This is a genomic window from Sorangium sp. So ce124 (assembly GCF_051525235.1).
In the GTDB taxonomy this organism is placed as follows: domain Bacteria; phylum Myxococcota_A; class Polyangia; order Polyangiales; family Polyangiaceae; genus Sorangium; species Sorangium atrum.
The window spans coordinates 9254341-9269147 of the sequence record NZ_CP150312.1; the positions used below are offsets into that span (position 1 = coordinate 9254341).

Annotated in this window: 12 protein-coding genes; 7 read left to right on the plus strand and 5 right to left on the minus strand. The window is 71.3% G+C overall.

Annotation, left to right across the window (positions count from 1 at the left end; genetic code table 11):
* Positions 1 to 44: 44 nt before the first annotated feature.
* Positions 45 to 1235, plus strand: coding sequence for a cystathionine gamma-synthase (locus tag WMF19_RS34720; protein WP_437894284.1), 1191 nt, complete (start codon positions 45 to 47; stop codon positions 1233 to 1235).
* Positions 1236 to 1340: 105 nt separating this feature from the next.
* Positions 1341 to 1901: a hypothetical protein gene (locus WMF19_RS34725; RefSeq protein WP_437324115.1), complete on the plus strand. Its 561-nt coding sequence runs from the start codon at positions 1341 to 1343 to the stop codon at positions 1899 to 1901.
* Between the two features lie 64 nt (positions 1902 to 1965).
* On the opposite strand, the gene WMF19_RS34730 is transcribed toward WMF19_RS34725, so the two are convergent.
* Both WMF19_RS34730 and frr read right to left on the minus strand, forming a co-directional pair.
* The gene (locus WMF19_RS34730) at positions 1966 to 2829 is read right to left on the minus strand and encodes a Stp1/IreP family PP2C-type Ser/Thr phosphatase (RefSeq protein ID WP_276596419.1); all 864 of its coding nucleotides are present in this window, start codon (positions 2827 to 2829) and stop codon (positions 1966 to 1968) included.
* 552 nt (positions 2830 to 3381) lie between these two features.
* Positions 3382 to 3939, minus strand: a complete 558-nt coding sequence (frr, locus tag WMF19_RS34735; protein ID WP_437324116.1) for a ribosome recycling factor — start codon at positions 3937 to 3939, stop codon at positions 3382 to 3384.
* A 263-nt stretch (positions 3940 to 4202) separates the two neighbouring features.
* Between frr and WMF19_RS34740 the strand changes: the two genes are divergently transcribed.
* The 5 genes from WMF19_RS34740 (at position 4203) to WMF19_RS34760 (ending at position 10130) form a co-directional block, all read left to right on the plus strand.
* Positions 4203 to 5687: a sigma-54-dependent transcriptional regulator gene (locus WMF19_RS34740; protein WP_437894285.1), complete on the plus strand. Its 1485-nt coding sequence runs from the start codon at positions 4203 to 4205 to the stop codon at positions 5685 to 5687.
* Positions 5688 to 5839: 152 nt separating this feature from the next.
* Positions 5840 to 6313: a peroxiredoxin gene (locus WMF19_RS34745; protein WP_437324118.1), complete on the plus strand. Its 474-nt coding sequence runs from the start codon at positions 5840 to 5842 to the stop codon at positions 6311 to 6313.
* A gap of 17 nt (positions 6314 to 6330) precedes the next feature.
* Positions 6331 to 6972, plus strand: coding sequence for a DNA-3-methyladenine glycosylase (locus WMF19_RS34750; protein ID WP_437894286.1), 642 nt, complete (start codon positions 6331 to 6333; stop codon positions 6970 to 6972).
* 67 nt (positions 6973 to 7039) lie between these two features.
* Positions 7040 to 8230, plus strand: coding sequence for a hypothetical protein (locus tag WMF19_RS34755; RefSeq protein ID WP_437894287.1), 1191 nt, complete (start codon positions 7040 to 7042; stop codon positions 8228 to 8230).
* Between the two features lie 58 nt (positions 8231 to 8288).
* Positions 8289 to 10130, plus strand: coding sequence for a DUF885 domain-containing protein (locus tag WMF19_RS34760; RefSeq protein ID WP_437894288.1), 1842 nt, complete (start codon positions 8289 to 8291; stop codon positions 10128 to 10130).
* Between the two features lie 44 nt (positions 10131 to 10174).
* Here the strand turns inward: WMF19_RS34760 and WMF19_RS34765 are convergent, their stop codons facing one another.
* The 3 genes from WMF19_RS34765 to WMF19_RS34775 all read right to left on the minus strand — a co-directional run bounded on the left by WMF19_RS34765 (position 10175) and on the right by WMF19_RS34775 (position 14807).
* Positions 10175 to 11767: a peptide chain release factor 3 gene (locus WMF19_RS34765; protein WP_437792944.1), complete on the minus strand. Its 1593-nt coding sequence runs from the start codon at positions 11765 to 11767 to the stop codon at positions 10175 to 10177.
* 362 nt (positions 11768 to 12129) lie between these two features.
* Positions 12130 to 12780 (minus strand): hypothetical protein, encoded by a 651-nt coding sequence (locus WMF19_RS34770; protein ID WP_437894289.1) that lies wholly within the window; start codon positions 12778 to 12780, stop codon positions 12130 to 12132.
* 182 nt (positions 12781 to 12962) lie between these two features.
* Complete coding sequence (locus WMF19_RS34775) at positions 12963 to 14807, minus strand: NAD(P)/FAD-dependent oxidoreductase (RefSeq protein WP_437894290.1); 1845 nt, start codon at positions 14805 to 14807, stop codon at positions 12963 to 12965.

Genomic DNA, 14807 nt, shown 5'->3' on the forward strand with positions numbered 1-14807 from the left:
CAAAACCGTGGACGCACGCGGCCCATGAGATAAGTCTCGCCCGCATGAAGCCCCACCTAGGTCACGACAAGCTCGGCCTCGACACGCTCGCGATCCACGCCGGACAGCCGCCGGATCCGACGAGCGGCGCGGTCATGACGCCGATCGTCCTCTCGAGCACCTTCGCCCAGGAGCGGCCGGGCCACCACAAGGGGTTCGAGTACTCCCGCAGCGGCAACCCCACCCGCAAGGCGCTCGAGGCGTGCGTCGCCGCGCTCGAGGGGGGGCGCCATGGCTTCGCGTTCGGCAGCGGCTCCGCGGCGACCGCCACCCTGCTCCACACGCTCCGCCCCGGAGATCACGTGCTCTCGGGCGATGACGTCTACGGCGGCACCTTCCGGCTCTTCGACAAGGTCATGCGGCCGATGGGCCTCGCCTCGACCTCGGTCGACATGAGCGACCTCGACGTCGTCCGCAAGGCCCTCACCCCGGCCACACGGATGATCTGGATCGAGACCCCGACGAACCCCATGCTCAAGATCTTCGACATCGCAGGGCTCGCCGAGATCGCGCGCGCGCACGGGGCGCTGCTCGTCGTCGACAACACCTTCGCCACGCCGGTGCTCCAGCGGCCGCTCGACCTCGGCGCTCACGTCGTGGCGCACTCGAGCACGAAGTACCTGAACGGGCACTCGGACGTCGTGAGCGGCGCGCTGGTCACGTCCGAGGACGCGCTCGCGGAGCGGGTCGGGTTCCTGCAGAACGCGATCGGCGCCGTCCCGAGCCCCTTCGACTGCTACCTCGTGCTCCGCGGGATCAAGACGCTCGGCGTGCGCGTGCGCCAGCAGTGCGCGACGGCCGCGCTCATCGCCGAGCGGCTCGCTGAGCACCCGGCCGTCCAGGCGGTGCACTATCCCGGCCTCGCCACGCACGCCGGCCACGCGCTCGCCGCGCGGCAGATGCGCGCGCCCGGGGCGATGATCTCGTTCGTCGTGCGCGGCGGCCTCCCCGTCGCCTCGCGGTTCCTCGAGCGGCTCGCGATCTTCGCCTGCGCCGAGAGCCTCGGCGGCGTCGAGTCGCTCGCCGAGCACCCCGCCCTCATGACCCACGCCTCCGTGCCCGCGGCGGCGCGGGAGACGCTCGGCATCGCCGACGGCCTCCTCCGGCTCTCGGTGGGCCTGGAGGCCAGCGAGGACCTCTGGAACGACGTCGCCCAGGCGCTGGACGACGCGCACACGCGCGCGACGGGCACGTAAGCGCGCGGGAACGCGCGCGGCGCGGCCGCCGTTTGATCGCGGGCCCCCGAGTACGATAGAAGCGAGGAGCGGCCTCGGGGCCGCCACCTACCACCGGAGCTTTCCATGCGTCTCGCTCGCCTCGGCTTCGTGCCCGTGCTCGGCCTCCTCCCCCTCCTCGGCCTCGGCTGCAGCGGCGCGGAGCCGTCGACCCCGCGCGGCGCCTACACCATGAACTTCGCCGACCCTGGCGCCGACTGCTCCGCACAGGGGCACCGGGCGGTCCTCGGCGACGTGTCCGCTACTCAGAAGGTCCGGCTGGTCACCGACGGCGAGGATGACGCCTCGGTCGACTGCTCCGTGTCCGGCTCGGGCACCTTCTCCGTCTCGGCGGTGGCCAAAAACCCCGCCGAAGCGGCGGAGATCCACGTCAAGATCGACGCCATCTCCCCCGCGGCGACCCAGGACGCGCCGGCCACCGGCAGCATCAGCTTCTCCTCGGCGAAGACGGGGGGCCAGACCTTCTACTCCGATACCGCGGCCCCGTGTAAGTTCTGGTTCGAGGGCAAGCAGGGGGTCGACGCGGGCAAGATCTGGGTCGGCTTCGAGTGCCCGGCGATGCTGAACGAAGGCGAGACATGCCAGCTCAGGCTGGGCGTCCTGGCCTTCGACAGCTGCGGAGGCTGAGCGGCGCTGGCTGCTGGCGGCTGGCTGTTGGCAGGCGGCGCGCGCGGGGGGCGCGCCCCGCGCGTCAGCTCTTCTCGGAGCGCGAGGCCGACACCGCCGGGACCGTCGACCGATCGCCCATGCTGACCTGCTGCGAGTCGGCGGGCGGGCCGATCGTCGCGCTGTTCGGGAGCTCGGCGTCGTCCTGCTCGTCGATCCGGATCACGAGCGCCGTGATGTTGTCCTCTCCGCCGTTCTCGTTCGCCTTGGCGATGAGGCGGCGGCACATCTCCGGGACCTCCTCGGTCGAGCTCACGATGTGGAGGATCTGGTCGTCCGAGAGCATCCCGCTCAGGCCGTCGGAGCAGAGCAGGTAGACATCGCCGGGCTGCGGCTCATCGCTCAGCAGATCCACGGAGACGCTGTCGTGCATCCCGAGCGCGCGGGTGATGACGTTGCGCGGAAGCTCGGCCCGCTGCTCCTCGGTGAGCTCGGGCATCGCCATGATGTAGTCGTTGAACAGCGAGTGATCGCGCGTCAGCTGGCTGATCGAGCCCTTGCGGACACGGTACGCGCGGCTGTCGCCCACGTGGCCGACGTAGATCCGGTTCTTCTTCTTCGAGAAGAGCGCCCCCACGACCGTCGTGCCCATCCCGGCGCAGTCGCGCGACCGGATGCTGCGCTCGAAGATCTGGCGGTTCGCGACCCGGATGCCCGCCTGGAGCCGGTTCTCCTCCTCCGACAAGCTGGTGTCGAAGTGGAATGGCCAGGTGGCGTCCTCCCGCGACGTCGACCGGAAGAAGTCCGCGATCGACTCGGTCGCCAGCTTGCTGGCTACGTCCCCCGCACGGTGGCCCCCCATGCCGTCCGCGACGATGAACAGATCGTACTCCGACAGGACGGCGTAGCTGTCCTCGTTGTGGTCGCGTTGGAGACCAACGTCCGTCATTCCTGAAGCGATCGCTCGCATAACCTCGGGAATCCTTGAGACGGCTCCGGGCCTTCGGCTTCGAACACCAACCATTTCACGCTAGCGAAAACCTGTCAAGCAGGGCCCCTCGCACCCCAATGGGCGTCTTCAGAGCCTTCTCGCGCCTTCTCGTCACGCCCTCGCACGCCCACTCGCCGACCTTCCCGATCCTACCGACTCCGACCGGGGGGACCGCAAGCCTCTTTTTCACTTCTTTGCTTCACGGGACGGCCCATTGTGAGCTGGGCTGGTCCCTGGCGCGCCTCGCCCCGTGGCGCTCGGACGCGAGCGCCGGCGCGGGCACGGTCGCGGGTCACGCGAGCGCAGGACAACGAGGCTGCGAGGCATCATCAGGCCGGGCCGGGCTCGGCGCGCGCGGCGTCACGACACGAAGGGGCGCTGCCGGCAGGCGATGTCGCCCACCGCGCATCGCCCTCCTCGAAGAGCCCGGCCCCATCGCGCGCTGCGGGGATGGGGCGGCCGCACGGGGCTCCGGCTCGGTCGCCGACGCCCGCCCGGCCGAGGGCCCGCTCACACGTCCAGGATGTCCTTTTCCTTGCCGGCGATCACCGTGTCGACCTGCTTCGTGCCGTCGGCCACCACGTCGTCGACCTTCTTCTTGGCCCGATCGGCCTCGTCGCCGCTGACGTCGCCGTCCTTCTCGAGCGAGTCGATCATCTCGTTCGCGTCCCGGCGGTGCTTCCGGATGGCAACTTTACAGTCCTCTCCGTTCTTCTTCGTCAGCTTCACCATCTCCCTGCGCCGCTCCTCCGTCAGCGGCGGGATCGGGAGTCGGATGAGATCAGCGTCCACCTGGGGATTCAGGCCGAGATCGCTCTCCCGGATCGCCTTCTCGATCGCCTTCACCTGGTTCTTCTCCCAGGGCTTGACGCTGATGAGCCGCGGCTCCGGCACGGACACCGTGGCCATCTGCACGATCGGCGTCGGCACGCCGTAGTAGTCGACGCGGATGCCGTCGAGCATGGCCGCGTTCGCGCGCCCGGTGCGCACCTTCGCCAGGTCTCGCCGGAGAGCTTCGATGGCCTTTTCGATCCCGTCGCGCAGCTCCTTGATGACGTCCTCGAGCATGATCCGGCTTCCTCCGTGTGGGGCTCGCCCAGCCCGCCCTCTTCGCGGGCGGGGGCGGAGCTTACCGCGTATTTCCGGGCCGGCGGAGAAATCGATCCGCCCGACCTCGCCGGCGTCGCGGTCGGAAGAGCGCTCGCCTCCGCCCGGGCGCAGGCGGACGCGCGCGCGCCCGAGCGCCGCCGCGCCGTCCCCCCCGTCGAGCACGCACCTCCGCTGTCGCGATCGTGCCGAGCTGTAGTAACTCTGGGAGGCAGGGCGACCCGATGCGCGATCTGGACTGGAACAGCTTCGACGTCCTCGTCGTCGACGACGAGCAGGACAACCTCGACGCGTTCCGGTTCGCCTTCAGGAAGTCGTTCAAGATCCATTATGCGCTGGGCGGCGCCGAGGCCCTCTCGCTCCTCGACCGCCTCGATCCTGCGGTGATCGTGGCGGACCAGCGAATGCCGGGGATGAGCGGTATCGAGTTCCTCAAGCAGGCGAAGGAGCGGCGGCCCGACGCGGCGGGCGTGCTGCTCACCGCCTACGCGGACATGACGGTGCTCATCGACGCGGTCAACTCGGGCGCGGTCGACCGCTACGTCCAGAAGCCCTGGAACTCGAAGGAGCTCGCCGTCATCCTCCGGCAGGCGATCGCGGGGGTCGCCACCCTCCGGGAGAACCGGCGGCTGCGCGAGCAGCTCGCGCAGTACGCGGGCTACCTCGAGCGCGAGCAGCGGGACCCGATCGATTTCGGCGAGATCGCCGGCGAGAGCGAGGCCATGCGCGAGGTCGCCGCCCGGATCGGCGAGGTGGCGAAGGCGGCGACGCACGTGCTGATCGAGGGCGAGGAAGGGGCGGAGAAGGAGGTCGTCGCCCGGGCGATCCACGTGGGCTCCCCGCGGGAAGAGCAGCCGTTCGTCAAGGTGACCTGCGCCGCGTTCCGGGGCGACACGCTCGAGCGCGAGCTGTTCGGCTGGCGGCGAGGCGCCTTCGACGGCGCGTTCGCCGAGCGCGCAGGCCGGCTCGAGCTCGCCCACCGGGGGACGATCTACCTCGACGAGCCGGCGCCGCTCACGCCCTCGCTCCAGGCGAGGCTGCTCCGCGTGCTCACCGACGGCGAGATCGAGCGGCTCGGGTCGACGGAGACCACGCGCGTCGACGTGCGCGTCGTGCTGTCGCTCACGCCCGGCATCGACGAGGCCTGGGCGCGCGCGGGCGTGCTGCCCGAGCTCGTCTCCCGGCTCTCGGTGTTCCCGCTCCGGCTGCCGCCGCTCCGGGAGCGGCGCGAGGACATCCGCGCCCTCGCCGAGCACTTCCTGCGCAAGGTCGCGCGGCGCAACGCCCGCGCGGCCACCGCGCTCTCGGACGAGGCGATCGCGAAGCTCGCGGCGTACGCGTGGCCGGGGAACACGCGGGAGCTGGAGAACGTGGTCGAGCGCGCCGCCATCCTGTCGCGCGGCGACGTGATCCTGCCCGAGCACCTCGCGTTCACGGCGCGCGCGCAGCCGGCCGAGCCGCCCGCGCGCGCGCCCAGGGCCGCCGCGCCGGCGGAGCCGGAGGCGGAACCGGCCGGAAAAGAGGCCGCCGCGCCGGCGTGCGCCCGGCCAAGGCTCGACCTGAGCTCCCAGCTCGACGACATCGAGCGGCGGGAGCTCCTCGCCGCGCTGGACCGCTGCGGAGGGAACAAGGCGGAGGTCGCGCGGCAGTTCGGCATGCAGCGCACGACCCTCTATTACAGGCTGAAGCGGCTCGGAATCGACGGTTGAAGACAGTTGAAGACGGCTGAAGACGGCTGGAGACGGTCGACGACGGTCGACGCTCCCTGACGACACCCGACCGACGCTGACGGCCCCGCCGGGACGCCGCGGAGCGTGGCCACAGTCGACGCCGGGGGCGACTTGCGGCAGATTGCGTCGGCATGCTGAAGGTCGGCGAGCGCGCGCCGGAGATCGACACGCTGGCCATCGACGGCCAGCGCTTCGTGCTGTCGGCGCAGGGTGGGCTCTGCACGGTCGTGTACTTCTTCCCGAAGGCCTTCACGCCCGACTGCACCGTCGAGGCCCAGCTCTTCCGCGACAACCACGCCGAGATCGCGCTCGCGGGCGCCAGCATCGTCGGCGTCAGCACCGACGACCACACGACGCAGTGCCGGTTCGCCGAGGCGCAGAAGGTCCCTTACCCGATGATCGCCGACCGCGATCGCAGCGTGTGCCGCGCCTACGGCGTCCTCTGGCCGCTCATCGGCCTCGCCCGGCGGATCACCTACGTCATCACGCCCGCCCTGGAGATCGCGGCGGTCTTCCACCACGAGTTCCAGGCCTGGAAGCACCGCGACGACGTGCTCTCGTTCATCGACAAGCGCTTCCGGGCGGCGCGCCCCCCCGCGGGGTGAGCGCGGTGCCCCCCGCCGTGCGCCCCACCCCCGAGCCCAGCGAAGGCGCCGCGCTCCTCGACGGAGCGACGCCGCTGCCGCGTGACTTCTACGCTCGCCCCGCGCTCGTCGTCGCGCGGGCGTGCATCGGCAAGGTGCTCGTCCACACGACGCCCGAGGGCACCGCCGCCGGGCGCATCGTCGAGACCGAGGCTTACCGCGGCCCGGAAGACCTCGCCGCGCACAGCGCGGGCGGGCGACGGACCGTGCGGACGGAGGTCATGTTTGGCCCGGCGGGTTATGCGTATCTGTTCCAGCTCTACGGCATGCACTGGGCGTTCAACATCGTCGTGGCCTCGGAGGGAGAGCCGCACGCCGTCCTCATCCGCGCCATCGAGCCGATGATCGGCCTCCCGCTCATGAGCCGCCGGCGCGGCGTCGAGCCTGGGCGGATCGAGCTCACCAACGGGCCAGGGAAGCTGTGCAAGGCGCTGGGGCTCGACCGCTCCGCGTACGGGATGGATGTCTGCGGAGCGCAGCTCTCGCTGCTCCCCGGCGCTGCTGGACCCATCGGCAGGTCGCCTCGCATCAACGTCGACTATGCAGGTGCGTGGGCGAAGAAGCCGTGGCGATTCTACGAACGCGGCAATCGCTATGTCTCCGTTCCGCCTCGCCATTGAGCGGGCGTGAGGGCGCGAGCGCTCGAAGCGCTCGCGCCCGGGCCCAGGATCGCGCGACAATGGGCGCATGGGATTCTGGCCTTTCGGGGGGCGTGAACCTGCCAACGTCGAGAGCGCGTCGCAGGTCGTCACGGCGGACACGCATCGGGAGACCGTGCGGGGAAAGTTAACGCTCTATTTCAAGGAGCCGCAGACGCGGAGCGCCGCGGACAGGGCCGCGGAGCGGTGCGCGCAGCTCGCCGGAGACCTGCTGCGCGAGGCCGCAGAGCACGAGCCGCTCCTCGGCAAGGAGGCCGAGCTCGCCGCGGCCATCGCGGACCGCGCGCCGCGCGGCATCCCGGGGCTCCGCGCGATCGAGCTCGCGGCGCTTCACGTTGTGACCGAGCGCACCACGCAGTCGCGGCGCGGCGAGCCGACGCCAATCCAGGATCCCACGCGGACCGTGGGCGCGCGGGCGCCGTCGAACAAGCCCTCGCCGGTCGGCGTGAGCCGGCCCACCGGCGTATCGCCGGCCAGCAGCCGCGCCCTGTCGCAGGCTCCCGGCGCGCCGCCGGCCGTCGGTCGCAACACGCCGTCGAGCATCCCGCCGCCCATCAGCGTGCGCTCGCCGCCGAGCTCCGGCGCGCCACGCTCCCGCGCCGGCGGCGCGGGCGCCGCGCGGGGGTCGAGCCCGGGGCTCATCGGCTCGCCCCCCACCGTGATCGCGGCCGCGCTCGCGCCGCTGCTGCGCGACGCGTCCACGCGGCTGCTCCTCGGATGCCTGCGGGCGCACGACCTGATCATCGTGCGCCGCGTCGCGATCGATCCGGGCGCGGCCGATCAGCTGGCCGCGCTGCTGCCCGTCTCCGAGGCGCCGCCGGGTGAGTTCGAGGCGAGCCGAGCCGCCGAGCTCTCCCGCTGGCACACGGTGCTCGGCTCGCCCGTGATCAGCCAGCTGCGCACGGAGTCGTGCGCGATCAGCGCGCAGAAGGCCCGGGCCGCGCTGGGCGCCGCGAACATCGCGGCGGGCGTCGCGGGGGAGCTGATCGACGCGCTCTGCCGCACCGCCTTCCCGGGCCTCGCGCTGTCGAGCGCCCACATCGATCGCTATGCGGAGCAGGATCTGAACGAGCTGGCGGCCGAGAGCATGGCGCGCATCCTCCGGCACCCGAACTCGAAGCCGCTCCGCCTCGCGCTCGGCCCGCTGCTCGACGCGGTGCACGGCGATGTGGACGGCATCTCCCGCCTCGCGAAGGCCTCGCTCGGCAGCGCGCACTGAGGCCGATGCCGCCGCTCGGCACGTTCCCTTCTCGGCGAGCTGGCGCTAGGAGGCGTGGGTGCGACACCATGGTCTCTTCGATGAGCTCTCTTTCTCCCGCAGATCGCTCCGCGGCCACCTGCCCCTGCTCGTCGCGCTGCTCTGCGCGTGCGGGTCGACCGAGCGCGCCGTCCCGCCGCCCGTCACGAAGGCGGCCGTCGTGAGCCCGGCCGACGCTCGATCCGGCGAGGCGGGCGCCGAGCAGGCGCTCGCGGCCTTGTCGGCGCGCGTGCTCGAGGAGTACCTGCGCGACGAGCCGGTCCGCGCCACCGAGGCGGGGGACCACCGGTACGACGCCGCGTGGCCGGACGTGACCGAGCAGGGCGAGGCCTCGCGCAGGCGCACGATCGAGGCGGCGCTGGCCGAGCTCGGAGCGCTGCCCACGGCGAGCCTGGGCGTCGAGAGCCGCGTCGACGCGGCCATGATGGAGAACCAGCTGCGCTCCTGGCTGTTCGCGATCGACGAGCTCCGCGAGGCGACGTGGAACCCGATGGTGTACACGGGCATCATCGGCGACGGGCTCGATCCCCTGATCACGAGGAGCTTCGCGCCGCTCGAGGAGCGCCTGCGGAGCCTCGCAGGTCGCCTTTCGGGCGTCCCCGCGCTCGTGCGGGCCGCGGAGCAGCGCCTGACAGCGGCGCCGCCGCGCATCCACACCGAGACGGCGATCGCGCAGAACAAGGGGCTCATCGCGCTCTGCAAGTCCGAGCTCCCGGCGCTGTTCGCGTCGGTCCCGGCGCAGCAGGCCGAGCTCGACGCGGCCGCGAGGGCGGCGGCGGCGGCGCTCGAGGGCTTCCAGGCGTTCCTCGAGAAGGACCTGCTCCCGCGGAGCAGCGGCGACTTCCGGCTGGGGCGCGCGCGCTTCGAGAAGAAGCTCCGGTTCACGCTGGACGACACCGCCATCGACATCGACGGCGTTGTCGCGAGCGCCCGCGCGCTGCTCGCGGCGACGCACGCCGAGATGCTCGAGACCTCGAGGGAGCTCTGGCCGGCGCTCTTCGGGAAGCAGCCCTTCCCGAGGGTCGAGGCGCAGGACGAGAAGATGGCCGCGATCCGGAAGGTGCTCGACGCGCTCGCGGCCGATCACCCGACGAACGCGACCATCGTGAAGGCGTCGGAGAAGCTCCTCGCGGAGGCGACCGACTTCGTCCGCGCGCACGACCTCGTGCGCATCCCGGAGGAGCCGTGCCGGGTGATCGAGATGCCCGAGTACCGCCGCGGCGTCGCGATCGCCTACTGCGACGCGTCCGGCCCGCTCGAGGCGAAGCAGGAGACGTTCTTCGCGATCGCGCCGACGCCGAAGGACTGGCCGAAGGCGCGCGTGGACTCGTTCTACCGCGAGTACAACTCGAGCATGCTCGCCGACCTCACCGTCCACGAGGCGATGCCGGGCCACTTCCTGCAGCTCATGCACAACAACAGGTTCCCCTCGAAGTTCCGCGCGGTCTTCTCGAGCGGCCCGTTCGTCGAGGGGTGGGCGGTCTACACCGAGTGGCTGATGGCCCACCACGGCTTCGGCGGCCCGAGGGTGCGGATGCAGCGCCAGAAGATGGTGCTGCGCATGTCGGTGAACGCCCTCCTCGACCAAGGGGTGCACGCGGGCGCGATGAGCGAGGAGGAGGCGCTCGCGCTCATGACGAAGGACGCCTTCCAGGAGGAAGGCGAGGCCGTCGGCAAGTGGCGGCGCGCCCGGCTCACGAGCGCGCAGCTCACCACGTACTTCCACGGCTTCACCGAGATGATGCGCCTGCGCGCCGAGCACGAGCGCAAGCCGGGCTTTACCGAGCGCGCCTACCACGACCGGCTGCTCAGCCACGGCTCGCCGTCCGTGCGGCACCTCCCGGCGTTGCTCGCGGAGTAGCGGCGATCCGCGCGCGGCCGAGGAGGGCCGCGCGCGGCGGAAGGTCATACCGGAGAGATCGAACCGCCGAGCTCGACGAAGCGCGCCTTGGGGAACGCCTTCTGGCAGGCATCCAGCTGCCAGTCGCCCTTGAAGAGCACGACGTGGTTCCCGTGCACGTCGAGGGCGCCGTAGCCGTAGAGGTTCGACTCGAGCTCGGCGAGGGGCACCGGCTCGCCCTCGACCCAGCGGGCCAGGCTGAACGAGAGCCGCTCGATCCGGGCGTCGACGCCGTACTCGGCCGCGAGGCGGTGCTTCACGACGTCGAACTGGAGCTCGCCCACGACCCCCAGGATCGCCTCGCCCTCCCGCCCCTCGGGCGGCCGGAAGAGCTGGACCGAGCCCTCCTGCGCGAGCTGCTCGAGCCCCTTCTTGAGCTGCTTGCGCTTCATGGGATCGATCATGACGACGCGGGCGAACTGCTCCGGCGGGAACTGCGGCAGCGGGGCGTACTTCACGGGCGAGCCGCTGCAGAGCGAGTCGCCGATGAGGAAGAGCCCCGGGTCGAAGACGCCGATGATGTCGCCCGCGAAGCCGTCCTCCACGAGCGTGCGCTCCTGGGCCATGAACTGCACCGGGTTGGTGAGCCGGATGTCGCGGTCGAGGCGCACGTGGTGCACCTTCATCCCGCGCTCGTAGCGGCCGGAGCAGACGCGGAGGAACGCGATCCTGTCGCGGTGGGCCCGGTCCATGTTCGCCTGGATCTTGAAGACGAACGCGGTGAAGCGGTCGTCGTCCGGGGCGATGGGGCCCTTGTCGCTGCCGCGCGGCGCGGGCGGGGGCATGAGCTCGATGAAGGCGTCCAGGAACTGCGGGAGGCCGAAGTTGGTGATGGCGCTGCCGAAGAACATGGGGGTGACCTCGCCGCGGGCGAGCTTGTCGCGATCGAGCGCGTCGCCGGCGGCGTCGATGAGCTCGATGTCCTCGCGCAGCTGGCGGGCGCCCTCCTCGTCGAGCGCCTCGACGAGCTCGGGCGCGTCGAGCGAGACGACCTCCATGGGGGCGATCTCGGCGCCGTGCGCGACGAGCTCGAAGAGGAAGACCTGCTTGCGTTCACGATGGTAGACGCCGCGGAACTTGCCGCCCGCCGAGATGGGCCAGGTGACGGGGTAGACGCCGATGCCGAGGACCTCCTCGACCTCGCCGATCAGCTCGAACGGGTCGCGCCCGGGGCGGTCGAGCTTGTTGACGAAGGTGAAGATCGGCATCTGCCGGAGCTTGCAGACACGGAAGAGCTTCTTCGTCTGCGTCTCGACGCCCTTCGCGCAGTCCAGGATCATGATGGCAGCGTCGGTCGCCATCAGCGCGCGGTAGGTGTCCTCGCTGAAGTCGGCGTGGCCAGGGGTGTCGACCAGGCTCAGGAGGCGGCCCTTGTACGGGAACTGGAGAACGCTGGTCGAGATGGAGATGCCGCGCTCGCGCTCCATCTCCATCCAGTCGCTCACGGCGTGAGCGCGCGCCTTCTTGGCCTTCACGGCGCCGGCGAGCTGGATGGCGCCTCCGTACAGCAGGAGCTTCTCGGTTAGGGTGGTTTTGCCAGCGTCGGGGTGGGAGATGATCGCGAACGTCTTTCGACGGGCGATCTCGCGGGTGAGCATCGGGTCGGGCACAGCGGCGCGGCAGGATAGAGTCCGTGGGGGCTGCGTCAACCCAAGGGGCGACGGAGCCAGGGCGGGCGGGGGTGGCGCGCGAGCGGGCGGCGGGGGTCCCCCCACGAACTCGGGCCTTTTGGGGGGCTATGGGCGCGCTGGACGGGTGACTCGGTCAGAGAGGGGGGCGCTGCGGGGCGGGCCGGCCCTCGGGTTCGTGGGGCCCACCCCCGCCGCCCGCTCGCGCGCCACCCCCGCCCGCCCTGGCTCTTTGTAAGGGGGTCTTTGGAAGAGACGGGGCGGCCGATGGGGGTCGTGGTTCCAGCGGCGGTTGCGCGGGATGACCCGTCTCGGGGATTTGTAAGGGGTCGTTATTTCGGGGCGCGAAGGGAGAGGGATACGGTCACGCCTACGGGGTCGGCGCTGGGGGTGCCGACGGGCTTGTTCTTGAGGAGCTGACGGATGCAGCGCTGCGCGTCGGAGGTGACGCCCCGAGAGTCGAGGATCTCGACACCCTCGGCGCGGCCGCGCACCCGGACGAGGAACTGGACCTTGATGCTGCCCGACGCGCCAGAGAGGCCGCCATTGTCGGCAACACACTTCGCTAGGTCGGGGGCGACCTTTTCTAGCCGCTTGGCCACGTTCGGGACGTCGCCGTTCATGAACTCGGGCTCCTTGACCTCCACGAGAGGGAGCGGGGCCGACACGATCGATGCGTCGGGCACGCCGCCGTCGATGGGGCCGGCGTCGCCGGGAACACCGCCGTCGGGAGGAGGGGCGCCGCCGTCGGGAGGGGGCGGCTCGGGCTGCGGCGACGGGGGGAGCCAGCCGGCATCCGCCTCGCCCGGCTCTAGGCAACGCACGAAACCACGGTGCGGATCCTCCAGCGCGCCGTGCGGACACCGCGGAGCGCCGCCCGCGTCAGGCGTCGCCGCCGTGATCCACCCCTGATCCGGCGGCTCCTGCCGCGGCGGCGCGCCGCCCTCGGCGACCGCGCCGACACAGGCGCCGACAGCGCCCATCGACAGCGCCACAGAGATCGCCCACTGACCAAGACGCCCACCTGCTGCTCTCCACCGCATCGGCCGGTGTGATACTGCGGAACGGGCGCGCGTACAGGAGAAACCGCGGGGAGCTCGTCGAGGCTGCCGCGAGGCGCTCGCCACCGGCGACGACCGGGGCCCCGAAGGCCGCGAAAGCAGGCTCAGAGGGCGATGTGGGCGAGCGATCCCGCCGAGGCGTCCCAGAGCGCCTGTGCCCGGGACAGGGCGTCCGCATGCGCCCTGGTCCCCGCGGCAGGCCCTGTCACCGAGATCACGCCGCCCGCGCCGAGCTCGATCCGCTCGATCCCTGCGTCCGGGAGCTCGTCGCGGAGCTCCCTGGTCATCCGCTCGCCGATGCGCTGGAGCAGGCGCGCGAGCCGCTCGGGCGTGATGTCCCGGAACACGAGCACCTGAGGGAGGGTGAGCTCCGAGACGAGCCGAGCGCGGTCGGAGAGGCCCTGCTCGCCGAGCCGCCGCTCGACGAGCGCCGCGAAGACGCTCCCGTACGCCCGGTCGACCTGCTCGCGCCGGAACCGCTCGTCGATGGACGGGCCGAGCCGCGTCTCCAGCTGGGCGACGCCGTTCAGCCCGTTGGCGAAGCGCCCCTCGTTCTGCGCGAAGTACTCCCCGCGCGCGCGCAGGTCGCTCGCCAGCGACGCGAGGTGCTCGCCCATCGTCGAGAGGGCGCGCAGCACGAGATCGGTGAACTTGAGCTCCTCCCGGATCCAACCCACGTCGGTCACCCGGTCGGCCATGAACGGCCAGACGACGAGGTTGTAGTAGTTGTTGAAGTCGAGGAGGTACTTCAACCGATAGAGCTCGAAGGAGCCGAACACCGGATACATGCGCTCATAGAGCCGGAGCGTGCTGTCGTACTTGAACCGGTAGTACGCGTCGTAGGCCGCGACCCTCTCCTCGAACCCGGCGCGGTCGCCGCGGACGTCGGAGAGGATCATCTGCGTGATGAACTCGTTCGCGGTCGCGATGAAATCGGATCCGGGGCTGTAGAAGGGGTCGGTGAACGCGCCGGCCTCGCCGGTGACGGCGTAACGGTCGGTCGAGAAGTACTGCTCGGCGTGGTACGGCAGGTGGGCATAGCTCTGGAAGTCCTCGAGCTCCGCCCCCTCGAGCAGGTCGCGCGCGGCGCGGTGGGCGCCCAGGAAGCGCTCGAACTCCGCGCGCGTGCGCGGACCGGGCAGCGCCCCGGCCGGCGCGTTCCCGGCCGGCGTGTTCCCGGCGCCGATCCTGTCCTTGTCGAACACGACGCCCACGCTCATCAGATCGCCGGCGAGCGGGATGAACCAGATCCAGTACCCGTCGTACATGAAGTGGTTCGTCGACAGGTGGCGCGACGTGTACCGCGCGCGCGACCGCCACGCCGCGTCGGTGACCGCATCGAGCCCCGCGACGCCGCGGTAGCGGCCCCACGCGGCCGCCGTGTTGAGCCGCGCCTCCTTGTGCACCTTCACGCCGAGCTTGCGGAAGAGCACGTGCCGCCGACCGGAGGCGTCGCACACCCAGCGGCAGGCGACCTCGCGCCGCTCGCCGCCCTGCTCGTAGACGACCGTGTGCCGCCCGCGCCCGTCGATCGAAACGTCGACCACCTTCGCGCCGAGCTCGACCTCGGCGCCCGCGGCGCGGTTCATGGTCACGAGATCGCGCTCCAGCCGCGCGCGCTCGAGCTGGAAGCTCGGGTGGAACGGCATGTGGTCGGAGCCGATCTCGCTCATCCGGGGCAGCGGGAGATCCTTGCCCGGAGAGTCGAAGAAGAAGCGGAGCCCGTTCTTGGGGAGCTGGTGCTGGTAGAGGTACGTGCCGAGGTTCAGCCGGCGAACCATGTAGTTCGCCGCGACCTCCACCGTGCTCTCGCCGACCTTGTAATCCTCCATCGCCTCGGCGGCCTCGAGCACGAGGACCCCGAGGTCGGGGCACGCGAGGCGGAGCTGCCGCGCGAGGAAGCCGCCGGCGATGCCGCTGCCGATGATGACGATATCGAACGTGCGCAT

What these genes read in the sequence shown, in the direction of transcription:
- WMF19_RS34720 (WP_437894284.1), top strand. Translation starts at nt 45, where the DNA reads ATGAAGCCCCACCTAGGTCACGACAAGCTCGGCCTCGACACGCTCGCG.
- WMF19_RS34725 (WP_437324115.1), top strand. Translation starts at nt 1,341, where the DNA reads ATGCGTCTCGCTCGCCTCGGCTTCGTGCCCGTGCTCGGCCTCCTCCCC.
- WMF19_RS34730 (WP_276596419.1), bottom strand. Translation starts at nt 2,829, where the DNA reads ATGACGGACGTTGGTCTCCAACGCGACCACAACGAGGACAGCTACGCC.
- frr (WP_437324116.1), bottom strand. Translation starts at nt 3,939, where the DNA reads ATGCTCGAGGACGTCATCAAGGAGCTGCGCGACGGGATCGAAAAGGCC.
- WMF19_RS34740 (WP_437894285.1), top strand. Translation starts at nt 4,203, where the DNA reads ATGCGCGATCTGGACTGGAACAGCTTCGACGTCCTCGTCGTCGACGAC.
- WMF19_RS34745 (WP_437324118.1), top strand. Translation starts at nt 5,840, where the DNA reads ATGCTGAAGGTCGGCGAGCGCGCGCCGGAGATCGACACGCTGGCCATC.
- WMF19_RS34755 (WP_437894287.1), top strand. Translation starts at nt 7,040, where the DNA reads ATGGGATTCTGGCCTTTCGGGGGGCGTGAACCTGCCAACGTCGAGAGC.
- WMF19_RS34765 (WP_437792944.1), bottom strand. Translation starts at nt 11,767, where the DNA reads ATGCTCACCCGCGAGATCGCCCGTCGAAAGACGTTCGCGATCATCTCC.
- WMF19_RS34770 (WP_437894289.1), bottom strand. Translation starts at nt 12,780, where the DNA reads ATGGGCGCTGTCGGCGCCTGTGTCGGCGCGGTCGCCGAGGGCGGCGCG.
- WMF19_RS34775 (WP_437894290.1), bottom strand. Translation starts at nt 14,807, where the DNA reads ATGCGCACGTTCGATATCGTCATCATCGGCAGCGGCATCGCCGGCGGC.